The organism is Streptomyces sp. NBC_00727 (genome assembly GCF_045161745.1).
Classification (GTDB): Bacteria; Actinomycetota; Actinomycetes; order Streptomycetales; family Streptomycetaceae; genus Streptomyces.
The window spans coordinates 2,875,278-2,900,196 of the sequence record NZ_CP108981.1; the positions used below are offsets into that span (position 1 = coordinate 2,875,278).

At 67.7% G+C, this 24,919-nt stretch carries 18 protein-coding genes and 1 tRNA gene; 11 read left to right on the forward strand and 8 right to left on the reverse strand.

Annotated elements, in window-relative coordinates; translation table 11 throughout:
- The first annotated feature begins 63 nt into the window (after positions 1-63).
- The gene (locus OG242_RS12860; protein ID WP_405898295.1) at positions 64-1,344 is read left to right on the forward strand and encodes a M6 family metalloprotease domain-containing protein; all 1,281 of its coding nucleotides are present in this window, start codon (positions 64-66) and stop codon (positions 1,342-1,344) included.
- Here the strand turns inward: OG242_RS12860 and OG242_RS12865 are convergent.
- Positions 1,341-1,826: a hypothetical protein gene (locus tag OG242_RS12865; RefSeq protein WP_405898296.1), complete on the reverse strand. Its 486-nt coding sequence runs from the start codon at positions 1,824-1,826 to the stop codon at positions 1,341-1,343. The genes OG242_RS12860 and OG242_RS12865 overlap by 4 nt on opposite strands.
- A gap of 118 nt (positions 1,827-1,944) precedes the next feature.
- Here OG242_RS12865 and OG242_RS12870 point away from each other — a divergent pair.
- The 4 genes from OG242_RS12870 to OG242_RS12885 all read left to right on the forward strand — a co-directional run bounded on the left by OG242_RS12870 (position 1,945) and on the right by OG242_RS12885 (position 6,923).
- Positions 1,945-2,017, forward strand: a tRNA-Arg gene (locus tag OG242_RS12870).
- A gap of 394 nt (positions 2,018-2,411) precedes the next feature.
- Complete coding sequence (locus OG242_RS12875; protein WP_405898297.1) at positions 2,412-2,810, forward strand: hypothetical protein; 399 nt, start codon at positions 2,412-2,414, stop codon at positions 2,808-2,810.
- 60 nt (positions 2,811-2,870) lie between these two features.
- Complete coding sequence (locus tag OG242_RS12880) at positions 2,871-4,247, forward strand: IS1380 family transposase (protein WP_405898298.1); 1,377 nt, start codon at positions 2,871-2,873, stop codon at positions 4,245-4,247.
- Positions 4,248-4,427: 180 nt separating this feature from the next.
- On the forward strand, positions 4,428-6,923 hold the full coding sequence (locus tag OG242_RS12885) for an NACHT domain-containing protein (protein WP_405898299.1): 2,496 nt from the start codon (positions 4,428-4,430) through the stop codon (positions 6,921-6,923).
- A gap of 821 nt (positions 6,924-7,744) precedes the next feature.
- On the opposite strand, the gene xerC is transcribed toward OG242_RS12885, so the two are convergent.
- Complete coding sequence (gene xerC / locus OG242_RS12890; RefSeq protein WP_405898300.1) at positions 7,745-9,295, reverse strand: tyrosine recombinase XerC; 1,551 nt, start codon at positions 9,293-9,295, stop codon at positions 7,745-7,747.
- Positions 9,296-9,306: 11 nt separating this feature from the next.
- Positions 9,307-9,972: a helix-turn-helix domain-containing protein gene (locus OG242_RS12895; protein ID WP_405898301.1), complete on the reverse strand. Its 666-nt coding sequence runs from the start codon at positions 9,970-9,972 to the stop codon at positions 9,307-9,309.
- A 94-nt stretch (positions 9,973-10,066) separates the two neighbouring features.
- Here OG242_RS12895 and OG242_RS12900 point away from each other — a divergent pair, with 94 nt between their 5' ends.
- From OG242_RS12900 to OG242_RS12925, 6 genes are all read left to right on the forward strand, one after another.
- Positions 10,067-10,297 carry a hypothetical protein gene (locus OG242_RS12900; protein ID WP_405898302.1) on the forward strand — a complete coding sequence of 77 codons (231 nt, stop codon included), beginning with the start codon at positions 10,067-10,069 and terminating at the stop codon, positions 10,295-10,297.
- Positions 10,298-10,512: 215 nt separating this feature from the next.
- Positions 10,513-11,748, forward strand: coding sequence for a DUF3631 domain-containing protein (locus OG242_RS12905; RefSeq protein ID WP_405898303.1), 1,236 nt, complete (start codon positions 10,513-10,515; stop codon positions 11,746-11,748).
- 195 nt (positions 11,749-11,943) lie between these two features.
- Entirely contained in the window at positions 11,944-12,753 is an 810-nt protein-coding gene (locus tag OG242_RS12910; RefSeq protein ID WP_405898304.1) for a DUF2637 domain-containing protein, read from the forward strand.
- A gap of 411 nt (positions 12,754-13,164) precedes the next feature.
- Complete coding sequence (mobC, locus tag OG242_RS12915; RefSeq protein WP_405898305.1) at positions 13,165-13,488, forward strand: plasmid mobilization relaxosome protein MobC; 324 nt, start codon at positions 13,165-13,167, stop codon at positions 13,486-13,488.
- Positions 13,485-15,188, forward strand: coding sequence for a relaxase/mobilization nuclease domain-containing protein (locus tag OG242_RS12920; protein ID WP_405898306.1), 1,704 nt, complete (start codon positions 13,485-13,487; stop codon positions 15,186-15,188). The genes mobC and OG242_RS12920 overlap by 4 nt, the downstream gene beginning before the upstream one ends.
- 67 nt (positions 15,189-15,255) lie before the next feature.
- Positions 15,256-16,707, forward strand: a complete 1,452-nt coding sequence (locus tag OG242_RS12925) for a hypothetical protein (protein WP_405898307.1) — start codon at positions 15,256-15,258, stop codon at positions 16,705-16,707.
- A gap of 259 nt (positions 16,708-16,966) precedes the next feature.
- On the opposite strand, the gene OG242_RS12930 is transcribed toward OG242_RS12925, so the two are convergent.
- The 5 genes from OG242_RS12930 to OG242_RS12950 form a co-directional block, all read right to left on the reverse strand.
- Positions 16,967-17,152: a hypothetical protein gene (locus OG242_RS12930; RefSeq protein WP_405898308.1), complete on the reverse strand. Its 186-nt coding sequence runs from the start codon at positions 17,150-17,152 to the stop codon at positions 16,967-16,969.
- 70 nt (positions 17,153-17,222) lie between these two features.
- Positions 17,223-18,344 carry a hypothetical protein gene (locus OG242_RS12935; RefSeq protein ID WP_405898309.1) on the reverse strand — a complete coding sequence of 374 codons (1,122 nt, stop codon included), beginning with the start codon at positions 18,342-18,344 and terminating at the stop codon, positions 17,223-17,225.
- 88 nt (positions 18,345-18,432) lie between these two features.
- On the reverse strand, positions 18,433-20,514 hold the full coding sequence (gene fxlM, locus OG242_RS12940; protein WP_405898310.1) for a methyltransferase, FxLD system: 2,082 nt from the start codon (positions 20,512-20,514) through the stop codon (positions 18,433-18,435).
- A gap of 21 nt (positions 20,515-20,535) precedes the next feature.
- Positions 20,536-21,786: a lanthionine synthetase C family protein gene (locus OG242_RS12945; protein ID WP_405901591.1), complete on the reverse strand. Its 1,251-nt coding sequence runs from the start codon at positions 21,784-21,786 to the stop codon at positions 20,536-20,538.
- A gap of 11 nt (positions 21,787-21,797) precedes the next feature.
- Positions 21,798-24,881: a lantibiotic dehydratase gene (locus tag OG242_RS12950; RefSeq protein ID WP_405898311.1), complete on the reverse strand. Its 3,084-nt coding sequence runs from the start codon at positions 24,879-24,881 to the stop codon at positions 21,798-21,800.
- Between the last annotated feature and the right edge of the window lie 38 nt (positions 24,882-24,919).

Here is a 24,919-nt window from a genome sequence, read left to right on the forward strand (position 1 = left end):
GCAGAGGCTGACGGCAGAGCGCAGCCGGGGCCGGCCGACTGCCGCGGACCGGAAGGCGCCCCGATGCAGCAGCCCCGCCGCCGGATACGCAAGCACCGCCGCCCGGTCGCCCTCGGCGCTGCGACGGCCCTGGTCATCGCGGCCCTGGCGACGGCGAGCAGCACCCTGCCCCTGCAGAGCCCCGCGTCGGCCGGCCCCGCCGCGACGGCCCCCCGGGCGACCGGGCTCGGCCCCTGCCGGATCGCGTCGTCCATGGGCGTACAGATGTCGGAGGGCATGCCGACCCAGCCCGGTTACGCCCGCTCCACCGGCCGCGTCCGCGCGCTGAACCTGATGATCGACTTCCCGGACGCACAGGGCACCGAGCCGGCCATGGACCGCCTGGCGGAATTCTTCCCGCAGACCACGGACTGGTTCCGGACGAGCTCGTACGGCCGGCTCACCTACATACCCGAGGCCCCGATCCGCTCGTGGCTGCGGATGCCGCTGCCCTTCGAGGAGTACGGAATCGAGCGGGGCTCCCCGTACGAGCCGGGCTACCGCCACCTGGTCCAGGACATCGTGGCCGCTGCGGACCCGAAGGTGGACTTCGACGAGTACGACCTGGTCAACATCCTGGTCACCCCGAACGCCGGGCCCTCGGCGCTGGACACCGTGCTGTCGGTGACCTTCTCGGGCAACGACGAGGCCCCCCTCGCGGACGGGGTGCCGCTGTCCAACACGTCCTTCGTCTACAGCCGCCAGGACGACGGCTCCGGCTCGTACGCCCGGACGGGCTACCGGGTCCTGCCCCACGAGAACGGCCATGTCTTCGGGCTGCCCGACCTCTACACGATGGAGGGCGGCGGCTCCGTCGGGCACTGGGACATCATGTCCGAGGACTGGGGCGCCAACAACGACATGCTCGGCTGGCACAAGTGGAAGCTCGGCTGGCTGGACAACGACCAGGTCAGCTGCGCCGCCCGCCCCGGCACCACGGAAAACGTCCTGGAACCCCTGGCCACCCGCGGCGGCCTGAAGCTGGCGTTCGTCCCCCTGACCGCGGAGTCCGGCTACGCGGTGGAGGTCCGCACCCCGGCGGGCAACGACGAGGCGATCTGCCGCCCCGGCGTCCTCATCTACAAGGTCAGCTCCGCCGTGGACACGGGCCGGGGCCCGGTCTCGGTCGCCGACAGCACGAAGGACAGCGCAGGCTGCACCCGCCTCCCCAACGTCCACGCGGAACTCTCCGACGCCGCGTTCCAGCCGGGCGACACCTTCACGGACCGGACGAACGGGATACGGATCTCGGTGCTGGGGAAGGACGACAAGGGGGACTACCGGGTGCGGGTGACGCGGCCCTAGGGGGCGTCCGGCCACCGCTCCCGCACGATCTCGGCGAACCGCGTCACGGCCGCCCCGGGCAACTGCGGGACGGGCGCCTCGACCGCGGTGACCGTGCAGACCGGCGGCTCGTCGTCGGACGGTTCGAGCCGGGCCCGGGTGAGCAGGCCGTCGGGCGTCACGGCCCAGTACGCACTGGGCGGCGCCTCATCGGCGGGGCAGAGCACGGTGGTCCCCGCGGCCTTCGCGAGCGCGGCGGCAACCTCGCGCTCGGCCGGCTGTTCAGCTACGAACTCCTGCACGTAGACGTCCCACGACAAGGTCAGATTCCCACGGAGGCCGTGGTACGTGCACAGGACGGCCGCCTCCCAGTCCCGCGACTCCTGGTCCCCGCCGGCATGGGCCACGTCGACGTCCCTCACGGCGACACCAAGACACCCGGCGAGCGCACGGGCGATGACGCCGGGCAGCACGGGATCAACGGTCAACAGGTTGTACGTCACGAACAGCTCCCCCTCACACCCGACACCCCAACGATGCCCTCCCGACCTTCCAAGATCCCCACGCCCCCGACCCCCGTACCCCGAGCACACCACCCGCTACACTGGCGGCCACGACCCTGCCTTCGTAGCTCAGGGGATAGAGCACCGCTCTCCTAAAGCGGGTGTCGCAGGTTCGAATCCTGCCGGGGGCACAACGCGTTACCGCTCTGACCTGGGGTTTCTCCCCCAGGGAGGGGTCTTACTCGGCCTCGGACTTCTCGTCCGGGGCCGTTTGCGTGAGCGGTGCGTGAGCGGACGGGCCGCCAGGGTCGGGTATTCCTCCCGCCTGATCAGCATCAGTCGGCACAGACTCCGGTCCGAGGAATGCCCGACTCTCCTGGATATCCTTCAAGGCGGCACCGGCCCGCGTAGGATTCGTGTGTGGTCGGCAGCTCAACAGCGAGGTCTGGAAGTGTTGCGGGCGCTTCCGGCGATGCGGGGACCGAATATCGGCGCGGGGTTGCTGCGTACGCAGTGGCATGTGGGCTCGCAGGAGTTCCGGTGCCGGGGACAGGGATCCCTCCCGCACTTGCCCGAGTGGCGTCTGTGTCACTGGAAACCGACGATCCCGTCGACGACATCAGGATCGATTTCGAGTCAGGGCAGCGCGCGTTCGTCCAGGCCAAGCGGAGCTTGACCGCTGGCAAACCACTCAAAGAGGCTGTGGCGCAGTGGGTGCCGGCCGCCAGGGCGGGTCTTGACCCCACCAAGGATCGCCTCGTAATCGTTTCAGGAACGCTTAGCGAGCCCATGAGGAAGCTGCAGCAAGTCCTGGATCGTGAGCGGACCGACCACCCTGGCTCACCTACGGGAGGGGAACACCGCATCCTGGAGGGCGTCCGGGGCCTCCTGGGCGGCTTGGATGAGTCCGAGCGCGCCTTAGCCTCGCGCTTTCATGAAGCGGGGTGTCCGGCAGGCGGGCAGGAAAGCAGAAAGTGCCTCTGACCAGCAAGAATGAGGATTGTCGAGGTCCTTGTTCCTGCCACCGCCGGAGGCACTTCCCAGGTGAAGCACTCTATCGGGTCCTATCCCCGTGTCCGCGTCCAGGACGGCGGTCGCCAGGTCGTCTCCCAGGCCGGGTCGGTCCTGCTCGTGGAAACGGTCCGCAAGACCGGTCTTGACCAGGCCATATCGGCAGCTCTGGCGCCGTGGCGCAAGCCGCGGGCCGTCCACGATCCCGGCAAGGTCCTCCTGGACGTGGCCTTGGCGGTCGCACTGGGCGGGGACTGCCTCGCGGACGTCGCATTGCTGCGGTGCGAGCCGGCCGTTTTCGGTCCGGTCGCCTCCGACCCGACCGTCTCCCGCCTGATCGGCACCCTCGCCGCCTCCGACGAGAAGGCGTTGCAGGCGATCCGGTCCGCACGCTCCGAAGTCCGTCACCGTGTCTGGTCGTTGGCCGGTGAGAACGCCCCGGACACCGACGGCCAGGTCGTCGTCGATCTTGACGGTGTCCTCGTGATCGCGCATTCCGACAAACAGGACGCGGCCGCGACCTGGAAGAAGACCTACGGCCATCACCCTTTGACGGCCTTCGTGGACCACGGACCGGGAGGAACCGGTGAGCCCGTGGCCGCCCTCCTCAGGCCGGGGAACGCGGGCTCCAACACAGCAGCCGACCACATCACCACCGCCCAGCTCGCCTTGGCCCAGCTGCCCAAGCGCTACCGGCGAGGGCGGCAGACGCTGATCCGCACGGACTCCGCGGGCGGCACTCACGACTTCGTGTCCTGGCTCGCCCGGCGAGGGCGATGGCTGTCCTACTCGGTCGGCATGACGGTCACCGAGCAGGTCCACGAGCACGTGCTGAAGGTCCCCGCCTCGGCCTGGACGGCGGCCGTCGAGACCAATGGTGAGGTCCGTGACGGGGCCTGGGTCGCCGAGCTCACCGGCAAGCTGCTGGACGGCTGGCCGAAGGGGATGCGGCTGATCGTCCGAAGAGAACGGCCGCACCCCGGTGCCCAGTTGAGGATCACGGACGCGGACGGGATGCGGATCACGTGCTTCGCGACCAACACCGCCGGCCGGCCGATCGCCGAACTCGAGCTCCGTCACCGGCTTCGGGCCCGGGCAGAGGACAGGATCCGGGCCGCCCGGGCCACCGGCCTGCGCAACCTGCCCCTGCACACCACAGCCCAGAACAAGGTCTGGCTCGAGATCGTCCAGATTGCTCTCGACCTGCTGGCCTGGATGCCCATGCTCGCCCTCACCGGAACAGCCCGGCTCTGGGAGCCCCGCCGTCTGCGGTTCCGCCTGTTCTCCGCGGCCGGACAACTCGTCACCACCGGCCGCCGGCGGATCCTCCGCCTGGCCCGGCACTGGCCCTGGACCGGCCACATCACCGCCGCACTCGAACGGCTCGCACTCCTGCCGAACCCCGGCTGACCAGCGAACTCACCCGTCCCCACGACAGCCCTTCACCAACCGGAGCAGTGGAACCCGGCGCCACCCCGAGACGACACTCGGGCCCTCAGCCTGCCCACCCTCAGCTCACAGCACAAAAACGGGCCACCGACTCCGTCGGCAGCCCGTCAAGAAAGATCGAGGTTAGCCCTTAAATGCGCCGTGATCTGGGAGTTGCGGGTAGAGGAACCGGACGATGCAGAGTCGCAGATGGCCATCGGCCATTTGCGCCACGTTGTTGCCGACGAAGGATATGACTCGGCCCGTGGGGCGTGGGCAGCGCTGACGAAAATCGCGGGTCGTACAGCCCGGCTTCGGGGTGGGCACAGGCTCGCTGGCTGGCTGGACGCTCTGCACGGTGAGGGCATCGAAATCAGCAACACCAAGGGATCCCCGGCGGCCGTGCTGGAGACCCGACGGCTGGCATTGGAACGCTACAGGGCCCGCCTTGCCCGGGAGGGTGCGGAGATCGATCTGCGCTCTCTGGGCGCCGAGTTGCCCAACCTCCCTCTCGCCCATGCGGATGCGGGCATCAGAGTAGGTACGAACCCGGACGAACCCCGGGCCGAAAGTGAGCTAATTTGGGCTTTCCTTCGCCGCGGCCGCGCCATTTTGACCGGTTTGCCCGGAGGCGGTAAGACCACCGCGTTGAAGGGTTTGGCAGCGCATCTGGCTTCGGATCGAACTCTGCCTCTTCCTGTACGGGCATCGCTTCGCGAGGTCAACATGGCTGGTTCGCAGGCCAGCTTCCGGGATCGCCTCATCACTGCAGCCGTACGCGAGGACAGGCCGACGGACCGGAACGTGCTCATCACCGAAATCAACGAGCGCTTGGACGAGGATGGTGGCATCGCTCTTATCCTCGACTCGCTCGATGAGACCTACGATCAGCGGTCGATAGTGGTCGGTGAGATCTGCGATCTGGTCGCGGCTTTACCGGAAGGAGTCTGCATCCTGCTGGCCACGCGCGATGTCGCCTATGGTCAGGCCGCTACGCTCGGATGGCCGAGCTTGCGCTTGCGCTCACCATCCACTGCCGAGACCACGGTGACCGCAGTCCTGGCAACGGCCGCGGCGCAGAAGCTTCCCGAAGCAGCGGACAGGCCGGGCTGGGTTGCCGAGCGCGCAGCATGGGTGCAATCAGCTTTGGCACAGGACGAATTACTGCACGAGACGCCTCTCATACCGGTGCTTCTGGCTCTACTCGCCGCACGACGGGCAACCGAGTCGCTCCCGAAGCAGCGTGCGACCATCCTCAAAGCCGTCGTGACGGACATCGTGGCCGACCGCGAGGTACGGCGCGGCGGCGGTCGCACTCTGGGACCATTGGGAGGCAGCGAACTACCCGCAGCAACCATGTATGCGTTCACCAGCGAGGCCGCTGAGATCCTGAACAGTCAGGGGCGAGCCGTGAAGGAGTCGGTCGTCGCCGCGATTGCCGCCGATCTCCGTGAACCCTGGGGACTCGCGCCGGCCCGGGCGGCGACTGCGGCCCGGGATGCAGTCCACCTCTTCGACGAAACCGGCATCTTCGTACTGTCCGGTGCCGAAGAAACCGTTGCCCCACGGATCGCGCTGTTCGCGGAAATTGGAGACGCCATGCGCATCGTCTCCCGTCCCAACGAGATGCCCGAATGGGTCGATGCGCGGATCGCAGCCAAACAGTTCGAACCACTTGTACTTGCCTGCACTCTCAACGCATCTGTGACGCGCGCCGCCTCTCGCGCTCTGCACAACAATCCACGTAACACCGCACTGGCAAGAGCACTTGTTCGGAGCGCCCGGGAAGGGGCCGAACTCAATGACGTTACAACGCGAAAGATCAGCGAATGTCTGATTAGCCACGTCGCCGATGGAACTCAGGAGGGATGGATGAGCTGGGAGGACCTTCTATGGCTTCCCATTCCGGCCGAGTTCCGCGCTTCTGCTGAATCGGCCGCAGCGCGGCATAGTCCTGATCATGCCCTGGTTGCACGTGCGTCACTGGAGCTCCAATTCCACCCAAATTCCTGCGGCGCAGAGAATGCAAAGCTACTCAAGGACGTACTCGCTCTACGGTCCTTGCCGCACCGGCCGCAGGCGTGCGGACGCGAGGCGTTCGATTTTACAGCGTGGCTAGTTGATCGCACTTTGACCAGAACACAAGAAAAGGCTGCCGAAGCGCTACTCGACCAAGCCCCACATATGTCACCTACGGTCGCGGCTTGTGCAGTCGAGGCTCCGAGTGGTCTCCAGGAGGCTCTGACGCGACTTCTCGCGGACCTAGGTTTCGACGACGATGTTCAAGCCATTCGCAGCGCGATGGCTCAGAAGTTCGCAGGGCTGAAGTTCCCGTCGTGGTCAGATCGCGCCGACGATAAGTATGCGCACTTCCTCCGTCTGGTAGCCGACCACGCAACGACACAGCTCTCGACCACACAGGCAACCCTCCTCAACGAGCTGGCCGACTTCGTCGAGACCATCGACTTGAACGATGGGGGGGGTGACGCATCTATACAAGCAGCCGGACAGCGTGCTCCAAGAGCTAATCGAGCTAACAACGTCCTTGTACGGGTTCGACCAAGCAGTCCTCGCGGCCCAAGCGAACATCGCCTTGGCTCGCATGGAGCGCTGGGACGGCCATACCCCCTACTTTGCTCTCTTCGATTACTCTCGTGAACGTTCCAATCCTGATTGGTCCGCAGTGCCCAACACCGAGGCCGCAGTCAGCACGTTGATAGTCTTGATTAAACTCGGGCTGGGCCAGGCAAGGTTTGCAGCGAAGTCATTGTGGAGGGCTCCCATCGCCGAGCAGGCAGCCCCGCAGTTACGGGACCTGGTCCCCAGGCTCGCCCCCAGTACGAGACATCAGCAGCTCGGGGCCGCAGCGTTGGCATCACTCGGGACAGGTCCTGAACCGGAGTGCTGGGTAAATAGCGACGATCCCGTGTTGCGTGGCGTTGCGGCGTCCATGATCAGACCACTGCGTGGAGGCGTGCTCCGCGAACAGATCCGAGAGCTTTTGGACGACCTGGACGGCCACGTTCAAGAGGAAGCTGTCAGGAACATCGTCAGGGCCCAGCCGCCGGATCTAGCCGCGATCCTGGACAAGGTCATCGGCCGGCCAGCACCGGGGTGGATGTGCTTAAGCTGTCGAACCGTGAATCCCCCTCCAGGGCGCACCTCCTGCATGAAGGAAAACTGCTCGACTGTCGGCGCCAATCCAGCGAAGCTTGCGATTGAGTCTGCGCAAAAAGCAGCGCATCGCGAGGGGAAAGCGTAATGCATGTAGGCATGTCGTTTTCTAGGGCATGGGCCACATGCGGCGAAATGGGAAGATCCGAGGCACATAGTGCTTCAGCGAGCATATCCTGGATTTCCCATTCAGCCGCATGATTCCCCCGCCTGGCCGCGTGCGAGCATTACCAGGAGCGAGCCATTGGTATTGATCTATCCACTGCTGCCTTCACCGAGGGGCGGTTCACCGCATGGCGAGGGCTCTATGGATTTTTCGGCCTTATAGGTGCCGCCGGGAAATCGGTGTTCTCAGAGGTCGGGCGGGTGCGTGGCACGAGCCGCGCTGCGGCCTCCGCGATCGCGAGATCCGCCTCGGGGAGCAGGCTGGTGTACGTGTCCGACGTGATGGTGATCGAGGAGTGGCCGAGCATCTCCTGGATGTCCTTCAGGCCGGCACCTGCTGCGTGAGCCAGAGTCGCGGCACCGTGACGGAGGTCGTGGAGCCGGATCGGCGGGAGGTCAATCTCCTCGCACACTTCGATGAATCGCCGCGTGACGTTGGCAGGGTGGAGCAGTTCTCCGTTCTCGCGGGTGAAGACCCTTCCGGTCTCCGCCCAGGCGCTCCCCCACTTCTCGCGGTCCTTGTCCTGCTGGGCGCGATGCCGCTTGAGGGCCTGGACCGTGTCGGAGTCGAGGGCGATGGTGCGCGCTCCGGCGTCGGTCTTGGGATCGTCCTCGTACACCTCCCAGCCGTTCACCACGAGTTGCTTGGCGACGGTGAGGAGGCCGGCGCTCAGGTTGGTGTCGGTCCACCTCTGACCGCATGCCTCACCTCGCCGTAGCCCACGAAAGGCGACCAGGTGGAACAGCGCGTACAGCCGGTCCTCGGCTACATGGTCGAGGAAGAGGCCGGTGTGTTCCGGCGTCCAGACCATCACCGGCGAGGGCTTCTCTCCGGTGCGCCTCCAGTGGAGGATGCGCTCCTCGGTCCACACGAGTGCCTTGGGACGCCTGCCCGCCTCCAACTCGACGTGGGAGGCCGGGTTGAAGGTGATCAGCTGTTGAGCGATCGCGGCGTTCAACGCAGCACGCAGTGTGGAGCGAACGCGTTGGCGCGTTGCCGGACCGACGATCCGGCGGTAGGGCTCCATCTCTGCGATGGCCGCTTTCATCGCCTTACGGCGGGAGCGCGGCTCGCGCCCCTTCCAGGGGATCTGTGCGAGATCCTCGACCGCTTTGCGCCGTGCGGCGTTTCCTTCGGCGATCTCGACGTTGGCCTCGGCTATGGCCTCGAACATCTCCGACAGGTGGGTGACCCGCAGGCGGTCGAGTCGCAGGTGCCCGATGCGCGGCTGGAGGTGGACACGAATGTTGCTCTCGTCGCGGCTGATCGCGCTCTGCCGCCCCTTCTTGCCCGCCAGCCAGATATCCAGCCAGTCGCCGACCGTGAGGCGGCTCGTGAGGTCCAAGCCGTGGCTCAGCCGCCGACGGGTCGACTCGATGTCCGGTAGCGGGGCCTTCTCGTCCCCCACCTTCTCCAGCAACTCGGCGATCTGATCCAGACCTTCGGAGTCGTCGGCGTCGGCAAGGCCGAGAAGCGCGCGTATGTGGTCGAGGTCGGCTTGTGCGGCTTTGAGGCTCTCGTAGCCGGCACGGCTGAACGAGCGGCGGGTTCCGTCGGCACGGGGCGGGAGTTCCTGGCGTACGGAGTAGGAGCCGTGCTTGCGGCCGGCGAGCCTGGGGCACTTCTTGCCGAGCGGCTTTCCGGTCTTGGGGTCGCGGCAGTAGCAGCGGCGGTGGGTGGAGCCCTTCAAGGGCGTTCCTCCTAGGTGGTCTCAGGGGCCCATTCGGGCGGGTCTACGTCGTGAAGTGCGGGTGGGAGGTCGGGTGGGGTGGCTCCGTCTTCGCTGAGCTCGCGACGGAGGTAGCGGAGCTTGTACTTGGCGGAGATGGCCTGATCGGCGTACGCGCTCTGCTTGCGTTCGGCCTCTTCCTGCTGGGCGCGGCTCGTTGCCGTCCTGGCCGCGAACCGTGCCCGCTCTTCCTCGTCGAGCGCGGCCAGTGCAGTGCGCACGAGACTGGTGTGGGCTTCGAAATCGGGCACGAGGCCCGAGTCATAACCGAGCACTTCCTCTTCGCCGGTGAAGCGCCGCAGGGCATCCCAGGTCGGCACAAGTCCCTGAAAGGGGAGTTCCTGCGTCCGGTCGACGTAACCGACCGGGAAGATCAGGCAGGCCGGATACGTCTCCAACGCGGCAGCCAAGACGATGACGTCCACCAGCGGGAGGCCGGCCCGGCGGCCCGACTCCATGTTGGCAATCACGTTGCGGGGAATGGGGTGCCCGAGCTCCTCGCACCGGTCGGCCAGATCCTGCGCGCTCCACCCCATCTCCTTCCTTCTCCGGCGGACCTCACCGGCCACGTTCGCCTGGACCCGGTCCACCCACTCCGGGAAGTCATCCTCTTCATCATCCGAACGACGTTGTGTCATACAGACACATTAGCTTGAGGATGCTGATTGGTAGACGCCTGGAGCCGGACGGGATGACCACGTTCGCCGAGGGCTGTACCGAAAGGGATACCGCATGCGCGAAAACACCACAGGAGGGCAGCCCAAGGGGATGAGCCGAGAAGACCTGTTGGCCTTGCCGGTAGCCGTTGACCTGGAAACGAGCAATCGCGCCCTGGGGCTTGGCCGAAGCAAGGGGTATGAGCTGGCGAAGCGGGGCGCGTACCCGTGCAAGGTCCTGCGGCTCGGCAACGCCTACCGCGTCGTGACCGCAGACTTGCTGAATCTGCTCGGGCTGGAGGCATGAAGGGACGGCAACCTAGCAAAGCATTCTGCGTTGAGCTGACACAGAATCGCTGGACTGTTGGCAGGAGTGGACGTACGGTCCGTGTTCCCTCGGGGTACGAAGTGGGCCTCCGGCGAGGCAACGCCGGAGGCCCGAGCAGCCCCGAACGGCCCTGGAAGAACCAACCCGGCGGCAAGGGCAGGCAAGCCCACCACCGCCAGACGAGGAGCTGCCCCGTGGAACACACAGGAACCGAGCCCTATTCCACCTCTGACAAGCCCTCCTGGCCGCCGGTCGCCATACCCGGCCAGCCGACAAGCCGCCCTGCTTCACCGGGAGAGCCGCACGCAACCGTCTCCGAGACTGCCCCGGTATCCGAGGGGGAGCAGGTGCTGACGGAGCTGCGGGAGCAGATCCGCCGTTACGTCGTACTGCCGAGCGAGGAAGCGTTCACGGCAGTGACGTTGTGGGTGGCGGCGACCCATCTACAGACGGCATGGCAGCACGCCCCGCGCCTGGCCGTGGTCGGGCCGGCAAAGCGGTGCGGCAAGTCTCGGCTGCTGGACGTGATCACCGAGAGCGTTCACGATCCGCTGATCACGGTCAACGCCTCGGCCGCTGCAGTGTTCCGGTCGATCACCGCCACGCCGCCCACCCTGCTGGTCGACGAGGCCGACACTCTCTTCGGCTCCGCGAAGGTCGCGGAGAAGAACGAGGAGATGCGCGGCCTGCTCAACGCGGGGCACCAGCGCAATCGCCCCACCTTGCGGGTTTCCGGGCCCAACCATGAGGTCTCGAAGTTCCCCACGTTCGCCATGGCGGCCCTCGCCGGCATCGGCGACCTGCCGGACACGATCATGGACCGGTCGATCGTCATCCGGATGCGCCGCCGCAGGCCGGGCGAGAAGGTGGCGGAGTTCCGCACCTTCCGTAACACCCCGCCCCTCCACGCGCTGCGCGACCGGCTCGTCGCCTGGCTGGCCCCGCTGCACGCCGACGCGATGGAGCTGACACCGGCCATGCCGGTCGAAGACCGCGCGGCCGACACCTGGCAGCCGCTGGTGACCGTTGCCGACCTTGCCGGCGGGACGTGGCCCGACCTTGCCCGCACTGCCTGCCGGGTCATGGCCCAGCACGAGGCCGAGCAGGACCAGGACAGCAGTAGCCTCGGCATCCGCCTCCTGGCCGACATCCGCCGCGCCTTCGCCACCGAAGGCAATCCGCCGGCTCTCCGCACCAGCCGGCTCCTCGACATCCTCAACCAGGACGCCGAAACCCCCTGGCCGGAGTACACCACCAACGGCCTGACTCCTCGGGGCCTACAGATCCTGCTCAAGGAGTACGGCATCAGCTCCGCACCCCGCCGCTTCCATGGCAACGTCCAGGCCCGGGGCTATGCCCTCCTGCATTTCACCGACTCCTGGGCACGCTACTGCCCCGAGCCCGTACCGGAAGCCACGGCCGGGGCCTGACCCGGCACGACCCGTCGCGACTCGTCTCCGCGCAGGTCAGAGCGGTGACGAGTCGGGACCCGGTGACGAGTCGACTCGATGTCACCTCCGCACCCGTACCTGCCCTGACCAGGCACGCGACGAGTTGCGACGGGTCTCTCCCACCCGCCACCGGCCCACACCAGTCTCATCTCCGTACTCCTGGAGCGCTCCCCCTTGCCTTCTCCCGCCTTCACCGCGGTACCTTCCCCTGCCCCGGTGCCCTTGACCGCAGCGATCCGCACGGGCGTGGCGCTGCTGGCCGTGGCAGCCTTCGCGCTTTCCTACGACGCCCTGCGTCAGATGGCCGCCGCCAGCCACATCCACCCGGCGCTCACCTACGCCTTCCCGCTCGTCATCGACGGGTTCATCGCCATCGGAATCGGCGCCCTGCTCGTCCTGCGGACCGCGCCCCTGTCCGCGCGCCTCTACGTCTCGGCGCTGGTCGGCACCGCCACCGCCACAAGCATCTGGGCCAACGTCCTGCACGCCATCCGTCTTAACCAGCAAGCCCGCCACAACGGACTCTCCCTCGACGACATCACCGTCGGAGTCATCTCCGCCATCGCCCCACTCGCCCTGGCCGGAGCCGTCCACTTCTATCTCCTCGTCGCCCGGCGCCCCGCTACCCCTGACCGCCACAACCCCGAAGACCGCCACGAACCCGCCGAGGAAAACCAGACCAGCCCGCTCGCGCCGCCACCCGCCACAGACACCGACGACGACGTGCCAGAGTCACTCGCGAAGCGAGGGACGGAGACCCCACAGCAGCCTGGGAAGCCGGGAAGCAAACGACCGAGCATTTCCCGAGAGCAGGCCGTGGCCATCGGCCGCACGGCTCCTCTCGGACGAGCCGGCCGTGCCTCGCGCCGCAGCATCGAGAAGGCAGTCAGGGACAAGGGTTTCGGGATCTCCCGGGGTCGTCTGGACGAGGTCAAGGACCTGCTGCAGGCCGAGCTCGACGCCGCCACCACAAGCACCGGCTGAACCTCACATCCCCCCTGCCCGTTCCTCCCGCGAATCAGGACGGGAGGAACGGGCCCTCTCCCGCCACCACCGCTTGCAGGAGCCCACATGCACAGCCCCGACCACGCACCCTCGTCATCACAGCAGCAGCTGGCCTCCTCCCCAGCACCAGGCGGAGCAAGGTATGGCGTTGGACCGTCCAAGGGCCGGTGCAACGCAGGTACCTCCGCCCCGGGGGTGGCGGAGGTACTCGGACGCCAGGGGGCGCCCGAGCAGGACCAGCCCGTCGGCATCACCGCCGCTTCGCCACCACGCGCCGCCGAAGCCGCCGCACTGCATCGCGTCGCCCGACGCCGACAGCGCAAAGAGACCCAGCGCCGAGAGCGCGTAGACGTCCGCTACAGCACCGATGAGAAGGCCGCCATCTTGGCCATGGCCCGATCGCTGAACATCGCCGCAGCCCACTACGTCGGCGCCGTCGTCATGGCCCACATCCGCCGAGACCTCGCCCTGCCCAGCCACCGCACCTCACTCGACGACTACATCGACGAGCTGACCGCTCTTCGTGGCGAGGTCGCCAAGATCGGCCATAACATCAACCAGATCGCCAGGAAGCTCAACTCCGGGGACCGCCCACACTCTGGGGACAGCGCACTAATTGCCCAGGCCGAAGGTGCCCTCGGCGTGATCGGCAGCACCGTCCGCCACATCGCAGCAGCCACCAACCAGGCCGCCGCCACAAAGAGCCACCGATGATCGCGAAGATCAGCAGCGGCAAGAGCACCGCCGGCCTCATCCGCTACCTCTACGGCCCCGGCCGCGCCAACGAACATACCGACCCCCACCTCGTCGCCTCCTGGGACGGCTACGCCCCCGACCCCGGCCGCACCGACGACATCACCGCGACCAAGAAGCTCCTCGTCGCCGACCTCGACCTACGTGTCAAGCAGGCCAGGCGGCTCGGCCGTGCGCCCGAGAAGCACGTGTGGCACTGCTCGATCCGGGCTGCCGAGACCGATCCCACCCTCAGCGACGAGGAATGGGCCGACATCGCCCGCCGTGTCGTCGCAGCCACCGGCATCTCACCCACCGACGATCCCGACGGCTGCCGATGGGTCGCCGTACGCCACGCACCGGACCACATCCACATCGCCGCCACCAAAGTCCGAGGCGACCTGCGCGCCGCACGCCATTGGAACGACTACCTCACAGCAGACCGCGAACTCGCTTCTGTGGAGACGGAGTACGGGCTCCACCAGGTCGCCCGTGGAGACCGCACCGCCGCCAAACGCCCCACCCGAGCGGAACAAGAGAAGGCCCGCCGAAACGGCCAGGCCAAGACCGCCCGCGAACGCCTGCGCGCCACCGTCCGGACCGCCGTGGCCGCCGCTGCCAGCATGGAAGAGTTCGTCCACCTCCTCAGCAACATCGACGGCATGCTCGTCGAAGTCGTGCACTTCCCATCCGGTGACGTACGCGGCTACAAGGTCGCGCGCTCGGACGACATCAACGCGGGCGGTGAGCACGTCTGGTTCTCCGGCTCCGAACTTTCCCCAGACCTATCGTTCCCGAAGATCCGGGAACGCCTCAACGGCACCTACGCACAGCCCATCGAGCGGCCAGGCCGACACAAGCCCAATCCCTGGCACCAGGCCACCGCCGCCGTCGAACGCATTCCCCACCACCTCGACCAGGCTGGGGACATAGCTGCCCAGAGCCACTTGGCCGCCTTCGGCGAATCCCTCGATGCCCTCCCGCTCGTGGCACCACAGGTGCTTCGGCACCAGCTCCGTGAGGCAACAGCCGCATTCGAGCGCGCCACCCGCTCACGCATCCACACCGAACACCACCACGCGCGCGCCCTCCGCAGCGCCGTACGGACCATGCTCCGCGAGCCCGCCCCCAAGGACGGCACTGCCCTGGCGATGTTCCTCGACGCTGCGATCCTCGTAGTCACCGCCGCCGCCCGTTGGCACCAGCTCCACCACCACGACCAGCAAGTAGCTGCCGCTCAGCAGACCCTTATCCACCTTCAAGCCGCCTACGACCAGGCTGCAGCCGAGCCACTGGCCGCCCTCGCCCTGAACCGACCACCCAAGCAGACCGTGGACCGGCACATCCGCCACCTGCGCCGAGCCATGCCTGAGCACGCCGAACAGATCGTCGAAGATGCTGCCTTCAGCACTCTCGCCGGCGCCCTCGCCAAGGCCGAATCCGCCGGCCATGACCCCGAACAACTCCTCCGGCAGGCCGCCGACCAGCGTGCCTTGGATGACGCCCGCTCCCCCGCAAGGACACTGACCTGGCGCATCCAGCGCCTCAGTGCCCGCCAGGCACCCAGCGCACGAACACATGCGGCAATGGCCCGTAGCTCAGCACAGCGCTCCACGACCTCGGCCCACGCAGCAGCCGTCGCTCCGGCCCCGCAGCCGTCACGCACACGGCGGCACGGATAACGACCCCACAGACAGCCAAGTAAATGTTCGGCGACGGGCTGAGTAGTGATCCACGTACGCTCCGTGCATGGTTTACATAATTGCGCTCAGCGCCGAGGAACTGGATCGCATCGACACGGACTTACGGATCAAACAGTCCTTTACGAAGACGGTCGCCGTCGCTTCCCTCCCTCGCGATCAGACGCCCCGTATCACCCTGATCGTCACGCGGTCTTCCGCCGAGCGCGACCCATGCCCGCTGCTCTGGCTGGGAGTCGTGCGGCGGCCCAGAGGGGAGAAAGTCGCGGCCGTCGATTCCCGAATCACCGTTGAGCTGGTGCGGGAGTGTCCCGTCCAGGTCCTTATGCGCCAGTTCCTCCACACGGTGCCGCTTCACGTACGGCACGCCCTCGTACGTGCTCTCTCAGGCGAAGTGACCGTGCTCGGAGACGAGGACTCGGAAGAGGTGCTAAAGGTACTCGCGCGGCAGCACGAACTCCTGCGCAGGACACTCGACTTCCTTGGGGAGGCGGCCGAACCCGATCCGTTCGACCCTCGGCGCGTCGAGGATCGCTCCTGGCAGGAGCAGTACGACATGACCCGGCTGGGTCTGGCCATCGGCAACATCCCTCCCTCGCGGCTCGCGGCCTGGCGGCGTCCGAGTGACCCTGCCGCCCCTTACCTGGCCGGGCTGATCCCGGAACCGTTCGAACAGGGCATGATCGAGAACGACGCGCGTCACATCGATATCGGCACGGATGTGTTCACTGAAGCGGGGTGGCCTTCCGGAAGCCGCGTCACCGGGGCCTCATTCCGCTGCGACATCCAGGTCTTCGAACACCTCGGGAGCCGGATCGAGGTGGCGAACATCAACGCAACGCCGGTTGAAGCCCGACTCGGCGCAGACCTGATCTACTACCACGAGGCCACTCAGAGCTTCGTTCTCGTGCAGGCCAAACGGCTTCCCCCGGTCGCGGGCAGCCGATGGATGTACGTGGACAAGCAGCTGCTCGGGCAACTCGACCGCCTGGACCAGGTGGCCATGATGAGCAGGAATCCGCAGACGCCCCACGAATGGCGGCTGGGGTCAGACCCCTGCTTCGTCAAACTCGCCTACTGGCCGCTGGAGGAAACAGTCGATCCCGGACCGGCGCCAGGCATGTATCTGCCGGTGCCGTACGTGCGACTGCTGCTGGATGACGACGTGACGCAGGGGCCGAACGAGGGCACACGACTCGGGTACGGATACGTCGACCGGTACCTGGGGAACACGCAGTTCACTGAGCTCGTCAAAAATGGGCTCGTTGGCACAGTGGGCACCACCCTCGACGACCTGAGGACGCTCGGGTTGCAGCGGGCAGAGGAAGGAATGTCCGTGGCCATCGTCGTGGACCGAGCCACCGCCGCGCCGCGCGAGACAGTCAAGGAACGGCACAGGCGTAACCACGCCCGAGGGTACGACAAGACCCTCGCCACCAGGATGCGCAACAGGAACTCCCGGAATCCCGGCACCGGACAGCAGTCGCTGTTTGGGCCTTGAAATCAGCCACGGCTGGCCGCCGGCGCGTCGACTCTCCGGCAGCCACCCAGGCGCGTCGGCGTCCCGGTACGGCAGGTCCGTGCCTGGTTCGTCCACCTTGCCGGCGAGGGCGGCGAGGATGGCGGTCAGGAAGGCGGCGGCCACATGCCGCGTGATCAGGGATAAGTTCCTCGCCCGTTCCGCCGCCGGGTTCCCCCCAGCCGGGTTGACCGCAATCCGCCTCCCCAGGCCGAGTCGGACTCGACTCTCCCCGTGATCGTCAGACCGACCGGATGGGGCGGCCGGCCTGGGCGTCAAGCGCCTCCATGTCGAGGAATCCGAGTCCTTGTGTAGTGGCGATCATGCCGATGTCCAAAAGACGCTCCTGTGACGGCTTGTCGAACTGTTCACTCGCGCGGATCGCCGATCTTGAGTCACTCACGGCCTTCGCGGCGTCGCCGGTCACAGGGCTCTTGGCGGCTGGCCTCCCGCAGCCGCTCATGCGCTACTTGGTGTGTGCGCCCATCAGGACCCATTCATAGAGGTCGTTCGGAATCGAAAGAAGTTGCGAGACTTTCCCGGATCACTCCGTCACTGGCGCGCAGTGCCGCCGTCAGTTCTCCTTGCAGGTCGTCCGGCATGGTCCCTGCCCTGAGTGCGCAGGAACGCAACAATGCGCGGCAATTCTGCGCCTGCCGATCCGTGGCGATCGCGATGAACAGAGGATGCGCCAAGTTCTCGCGGGCCGCGCATCCGTCTTCGGCGTTCGTCGTCCTACGGTGCAGCTCCTCGACGATGCGGCGTGCGCCGGGCGCCTCAGCGGAGCCGATCGCATCGAGGATGGTAAGTCCGAGCCGGATATCGAAGACGGCCATGCCGGGTTCGATCTTCCGCTCGGAGTAGGTCGTCACCAGGTCCGCCAGTTGCCTGCCAACCGGATGCCCAACGTCGCGGCGGCATAGGACAGTCAGGCATGCCGCGACGGCCTGCTCCCACAGCTCGCCGGGCATCGTGTCACCCAGGATGGCCGAGGCGTGTGCCGTGTTCCCCCTGACGAGCGAAGCCAGTACCGCTACTTGGCGTCCGTCTAGCATTCGCCTGCCCACGCCTCGGTGGGCCTCAATGTGCGCCAGAGCCTCGGACCAGCGTCCCTCGGTGGTGAGAGCACGCGTGCCGTCGGCGAGGAGCACGCGCCACAGCCACGCGACGACCTCGTGGCGGTCCTTGTCTGTGGCGGTGAGGTTCGCCGGAATCGCAACGCCTTCGAACCTGGCTGGTGTGCCTGCCTCGACAGCCGCGTACAGGTCGAGCAGCCGCTGACGACCCACATCGGCGTGGCCACCACGGATCTGGAGGCGGGCGAGATTGACGACGGGCTCCAAGCCGCGAATCGCGCTCATGGCGGGCAGGGGGCAGGCGTGGAGATATGCGGCGGCATGCCCGTGGCACATCTCGCGCGCGAGGTCGGGAAGGCCGAGATCGGAGGCGATGAGCGCAGCCTGGTTGTAGACGGAGGACGCCACCCCCTGATTGGTCTCCGTCACCGCGGTGTCGGCCAGGTCGATGAGTGCGCGCACGCGCTTCGGCAGGGAAAGGCAGGCGGGCCGGAATCGGGCGACGAGCGGAAAGCGCTGAGCTGTGGATCCGTGCGGGTCCATGGACTCCCCCAGGTGTGCGTGAAGACGGGTAAGGCGACGGTGGCCGCCGGTTGCGCGCCGGCGGCCGCCGTCCACTACGCGTGGGGTTTCACCGCCAGTCGACGACGATGCGGTTCAGCGGCGTGTCAAGCGCAAAGAGGCCGGCTCGCTGCTCGATCGCGGGGGCGTCCAGGGACTGGATCTCGAACGTGGCCTCGCGGTCTCGGTACTCCAGGTCCCACGCGCGGATGGCTGCGGCGACCTTCGCTGCCAGTTCATCGCTGCCGGGGCCGTGGCCGATGACCCCGAACTCCCACAGCTTGCCGCCCTCGGGGGTCTTCTTCTCCGACAGACGCCGGGCGAGGTAGGTGACGGCGCCCTTGTCGACGACTGCAGTCGAGGAGGGGTAGGGGTCTTCGGTGAGCAGAATGCCCTTAGCGGCTTGCGGGAACAGCATTCGGATCAGGCCGGAGGGAAGGGAGCAGGTGAGGAACAGTTCCATCCACTCCGGCGACTCCATGGCGCGGACCGTCATACCCGTCCACTCCTCGATGCGCGGCTCGTGCAGGACGCTGGCGAGGGCTTCGGCGTCGATCTCCTGCCCCGCGGGGGCCTGGAGCCGTACGGTTCCGTCCGTGCTGAGCGGAATGACTCGGCGGTCGTCGTCGGCGATGCCTCGCCTGAGGGGCATGAAGGTGTTCATCTCGCTATCGAGGGACATCCACCGGCCATCGCGCTGCTCGTAGGCGATGGACCGGGACACCGTGCCCTTGAGGCGCTGCGGAACGAGGAGACGGCCACCGGGAGCGAGCTGCTGCAACCAGGCATGCGGCACGCCGTGCGCACCCACGGTGGCAATGATTCGGTCGTACGGCGCACCTTCCGCGTAGCCGAGGGCCCCGTCTCGGGTCACCGCCTCAACGTTGGTGGTTCCGGCGGCGGAGAGATGCGCGCGGGCGCCCTCCACGAGGTCGTCGTCGACATCGAGCGTGGTGACGTGCCCGCTCTCACCGACCAGATGGGCGAGCAGACCGGCGTTGTAACCGGTGCCTGCGCCCAGTTCGAGGACGCGCTCGCCTTGCCGGACCTCGAGCTGGTCCAGCATGAGGGCGACCACGCCCGGCTGGGAAGCGCAGGAGATCGAGCTGCCGTCGGTGTCGTACTTGATGTGCACCGGCGCGTTGGCGTATGCGTCTTCGAGCGGCACATCGGGCACGAACACGTGACGGGGCACGGTCCGCAACGCGGTCTCCACGGCGGGAGTGCGGGCGATTCCGTCAGCACGGAGCTGGTCCACCAGGGCGTTGCGGAGGCGCTCGGCATCGGACGTCGGGAGGGTGATCGTGTCGGTGTTCACCGCTTTCACGCTATCGACGTTGGTCGTTGACTCGGTGGGCGACGCGGTGTGGTCACTCGTTCCCATGACTGCCTCTCGTGCGATGTTGGACAGAGCGCTCTGGTCCTCCCTGAGAAGACCGGCGCGGTTGGCGTGAAAGATGATGTGGTGGGCGATGACGGCTCGCAGGCCGCGTGTGAGAGCGCCTCGTTTCGCGAGGCCGGCGAGTGTGGCCCCCGTCCGCTCGAAAGCGGTCACCCACGCCCCGTGCCCGTGGAGCGGGCCGTCCCGGAGGGACAGGCCGTGAGCCTCAGCGCTCATAAGCTTCCGCACGAACGGAGTCAGTTCGGCGACGCGTGCGGGTGACAGAGCGCTGGTGACCGGCCGGAGGGCGGCGACCTTCGCCCATACGTCGCCCTGCTCGAACCAGTCGAGTCCGGCGCCGCGCATCATGGCGCTCGCCAGCAGGACCGCAGTCTCCTTGCGCCCCAGGTGCTCCGGGCCCGGCTGGTAGGTGAGCAGCTGGCGGGAGTCGCTGTGGAACAGTTCGTGGGCAGCGTCCATGGCGTCCGGGCCGCCAAACGCCTCGCACTCGGGCTCGTAGACACAGGGCAGCCACGACACGACCGCCCCGTCGCCCACGAGATCGCTGAGCAGCGACTCAATGATCGAGGAGGGATCGTCGGCGAGGTACCGCAGCGGCCAAGGCTGTTTGTTCAAGAACCACCAGCCGGTGAGCTGCCCCGCGGTCTCGGCTGTGATCAGGGCGGGCCCGACGCGTTCGTTGATGGCGTGCCGGGCGCTCTCGCGGTCGATGAAGGTGATGTTGTGCTGCTGCCAGCGGTCGGGGGGCATCGAAGTCCTTCGGTCGGTGAATCAGGCGATGAGCAGGCAGGAATCCCAGGCGGACTGGGACGGTGCTGCGGTATCTGCAGCGAGAAGAGCCAGGGCTGTTCCGGCGGCTCCGTCGAGCAGGCCGGGCCCCGCTCCGGTGCCGCTGACGAGTGCCGTGGCCGCGCGTTCGATGTCGTTGTCCACCGGGCAGATGGCGGCCAAAAGTCCCGGGATCGCAGCTCGGAGTCGACCGACGGTTGAGGGATGGGCGTCTTCGGCCGTGCGGACGGCGATGTGGATGAGGCCGGCGAAACCGTGGCAGAGGCCGTTGTCCGTCGTGGCTCCGAGCTGGTCCGGGTCACCGAGGGCGGCGGCGAGCGCATTCTCCGCCGTGATCTGGCGTTCGGTGTCTCCTATGGAGAGCGCGGCAAGTTGCTGAGCGCGGGCAAGGCCGGAGATGCCGTAACACCATGACGGGCGCCGGAGCCTGGACGCGGCGCGGCGACCGGTGCGTAGCTCGCTCCGAGTGACCCAATACGGCCAGGCCGGTCCTCGGCCCGTCTCCTCCTGCCAGCGGTCGAGCCAGGCCAGGATGGCGCGCAGTGCTCTGAGGTGCCCGTCCGTAACGGTGCTCTTCCGGGCGGCGAGGGCCAGGAGCGCTAGCACTCCGCCGATGCCGTGTGCCATGCCGGTGTTGGCGTGCCCGCCGGGGAATCGTTCGTCCGGGCTGCCCGAGGGCCCGGTCGCGGTCCACCAACCCGGAAGGTCCTCGCCGGAGTGCCTGATCGGTTCGGTAAGGCGTACGCAGTAGTCGAGGACAGCGCGCACCATAGGGCTGCCTGGGTTCCGACGTAGAAGGTAGGCGCCGTATCCGGTCAGGCCCCGGATGGCGTCGAACTCGGCGAGCTGCGGCAGGCATCCGGTATCGATGCGGCGATGCGCGGCGTCGAGGAGGCGTCTGACGTCGATCTCGATCTGCCGGTCCATCGCGTCCAAGGCGCGCCGGTAAGAGCCAGGAAGATGGTCGGCGGCGCAGGCAAGGGCGTGGGCGAAGGCGGGCATCCCGTAGAAAGGGTGGCTGTCGGGTCCGCTCGTGAGAGGCCCGTGAGACGCGGCAGCGAGCCAGTCGTGCGAATGCTGCCACGGTCCGAGGCCGTTCGCTGCCCGCTCGATATGGAGAAGCGCGATACCGGGCGGGCCATAGGCGAGATGTTGCCGATGAGCCTGAAGGACGGAAGGCGCCCTGCCGGGGTCGGCGATCCGCGCAGCAACGGCATCACCCAGGCCGAGCATCGGGAGTACGGTCACGCCGGCCTCCTGGTGGTGCGGGCAGTCCACGCCAGAGCAGCAGCGCGAGCCAGGTAGAGGCACACCTCTTCCTCGGGGAAGTTCACCGCGACGTGTCGCACAAAGTGGACGTGCAGAAGGGAGGTCAGGACGTCATCGACGGCGATGCCCTGGGTGTCCGGGCCGGGAAGGTGCAACCGGTACGCGGCGAGTGCCGCATCGCGCTCTGCCCAACCCGACACGATGGCGTCTCCGCCCTGGACCTCGCGCAGGGCGGCCCAGTCGTCGGTTGGGTTCGCGAGCCGTACGGCCTCGCTGAATTGCGGGCGGCGTACGGACGCAGGCGCCGTCGGCGAGACGTGGTCGGCCAGCCAGCGCATCGCGGCCTCGGCGCTGCCGAGGAACGCAGAGGCGATGGCGACGGTGTGGGCCGCCACCAGTGCGCGTTGCGCCGGTCTCTGTGGCTCTGCGAGCTGGGCCAGGACGCTGCGCGAGTCTGCCCGGAACACCTTCTCGGCCGCCTCCCAAGCGGCGCCGGAGCCCCAACGGCCCATTTCCCGATAGGAGGTGGGGTAGCGCAGATCTGCCAGCAGGCCGACACTGCGCAGGTCGTCGGCCCACGCGCTCACGGTGCGCGCCGTCTGAGCGAAGGTTCTGCGGTCGGGAAGGGCGATGCGTACGCGGAGGTGCTGGTCCGGGTCGCGGAAGCGGATGAACCACCACGGCGGGTTGCCCAGTCGTTCGAGGAGGCCGGGGAGGTGCTGGGAGAGCAAGGTGTCCTGGCGGCGAGGGTCTCCGTACAAGGCTGCGAGCAGCACCGACGAAGCGGCGGGAGTCTGCAGCTGAGCCGACGAGAGGACGCGAGCCTGCGTGGGAACGGGCAGGGGCGGCCAGGACGGCGATCGGGTCGCTCTGAGCGGCACCACGATCTCGTGGGCTCGCCCGCCGCACCAGCCGTATGTTTCTGGTTCCGGGGCCTCAATGAGCACGGCCTGGTGCGAGCGGTCGAGGTGCCGGAGCAGGAGCGTCCGGTGGCCGGCTTCGTCGAGGTCGAGGAAGAGACGCCGGTCGTCCTCTACGAGGAGCACGCGGCGAGGCAATCCCCGCTGCGCCCGCCATTCGGAGAGCGCAGTGTCCCACTCAGTACGAGGGCGAGCACGACCGGGTAATTCGGACGCCTCCAGACGCCAGCGCGCCGGGGTCAGCACCGTACGCCCGTACCGCAGGCGCGGCAGGAACGGCATCGCTGCTGCGACGCCCCAGTCGAAGGCGGTGACCTGCGCGCACTGGGCGCGGGACAGTTCGGCGAGGAACCGGGCCAACGGCGGAGTGTGGGTATGCAGGTTCAGCGCGTTCATACCGACGGCCTCGACGCGGTGCCCCCGTTCCGGAACGGCCAGGTACATGCGGCGGCCGTCGCACCCCACGGCCAATTCGCCCGGGGTAAGGACGGTGTCCTTCGGTGCGCGGTGCTCTTGGAGGCTGATCACGGTAGGCAAGACTTGCGGGGCGCGGGTGACATGAGCGCTCTCCGGGAGCAGCGGCGGGAAGGAAAGCTGGGCGGGCACGGTGTCGCTGTCCGCGGCCGGAAGGTCGGCCAGCTCTGCGGCCAGGGCCTGACGCTTGGAGGGTGCCAGTACGCCGAGAAACCGGCCTGTCGAAACGCCGGCCCCGCGCGACACGCTCACTACCTCCAGCCGGAATCGTCCGCCCTGCAAGTCCTCCACGCTGGCGGCGTGCACTCGCACCCCCACCTCCAGATGCGGCGGCAGTCGTGGCTCGTCGGGCCCCACGTCCAGGACGTCGATCTGTTCGTCAGTGAGTACGACCTCGTCGCGGCCGTCGAGCGCGGCACCCTGCGCCAGGCGTACGAGGGCGTCATCCCGAGCGGAGACGCGGGGCCGACGCGAACCGTCAGGACTGCCCGGGTAGCCGTCGGGGTAGCCAGTCCCGCTGTCCGCGACGGCCTCCGCGAGTGGGACCATCGTGCCAGTGCCGTACCGCTCGTAGAAGCGCTGGTGGTAAGCGTTCCACGCGGATGTCCCGTACGGGCGGGTGCTCACCCGGGCCAGGATAAAGGCGGCGCGCTCGATCTCCCGGGCCACTTCCTCGGGTAGGACGAGTTGCGCATCCAACCGCAGGTCAAGCGCAACAGGGTGCCGACGCAGTCCGGGCACGAGGGCCCGCATCCGCGCTGCGGTGCTGTCCCGGCCGCCGCGCGTGGCGCACTCCTTCAAGCCCATTCGGACCGCGTGCAGCTCGCGTGCCGTCTCTGCTACCGACGCAAGGTCGTCGACGCCGATCGCGTCGAGTTGGTCGAGCAGGTACCCGAGGGCGTCGGTCTCGGTGCTTGGCGCGTGCAGGCTCGTGATCAGCACTCGCCGCCGGACCAGCGCCGCCAGTAGACGGCGCACCTTCTCCGGACCGGCCTCGGGGAACTCCACCCGGAGCTTTTCCACGAGGGCTCCGCAGCGAATAGGCGTCCGGGTCACGGCGAGGACCGCACGCACCGGTTCTGTCAGGGCCAGGGATGCCTCGACCGCGCGCATCCGGTCGTCATTGGCGTCGGGTTGGAACGGCACGATGAGCCGGTCTCCCCGGCTCGTCACGGTGTTGTTGACGACGACGGGCAGCCGGTCAAGGAGTTCCGGGCAAAACTCCAGCCGTTCGACCACAGCGGCGAGCCACTCGGCCCCCGCTCGACCGACGGCTACGTGCTCCTCGCCCCAGTCCGCACGCACCCGAGGGCCGAACGCCGCAGTGGTCACTCCGGCGAACAGACCGAAGGGCGTCGCCCGGTGCTGAGCCCGCAACAGATAGCGGGCTACCGACTGCGCCGCGCGCCGAGCGTCTCGATGGGGAGGATTCTCGGCCGTACACACGGCCCGCACCTGCATGGCCAAGGCTGGGCTGGAGTGCTCCACGGCCTCGGCGGTGTCCTCGTCCGCCCAGACCGCGCGAAGCCACGTCCCACAGGCGGAGGAGCCGTGGGGCGAGTGGTCATCCGGGTCAGGGCACGGAGGAACCGACAGAGACCGTCGGGCCACGGCGCGCACGAGAGCGGTGGAACCGGCTCGGAACACTGTGGGCTGAGCAACCACCGATGACCTCCATAAGCGAGGGGATGGGCGGCTGGTGC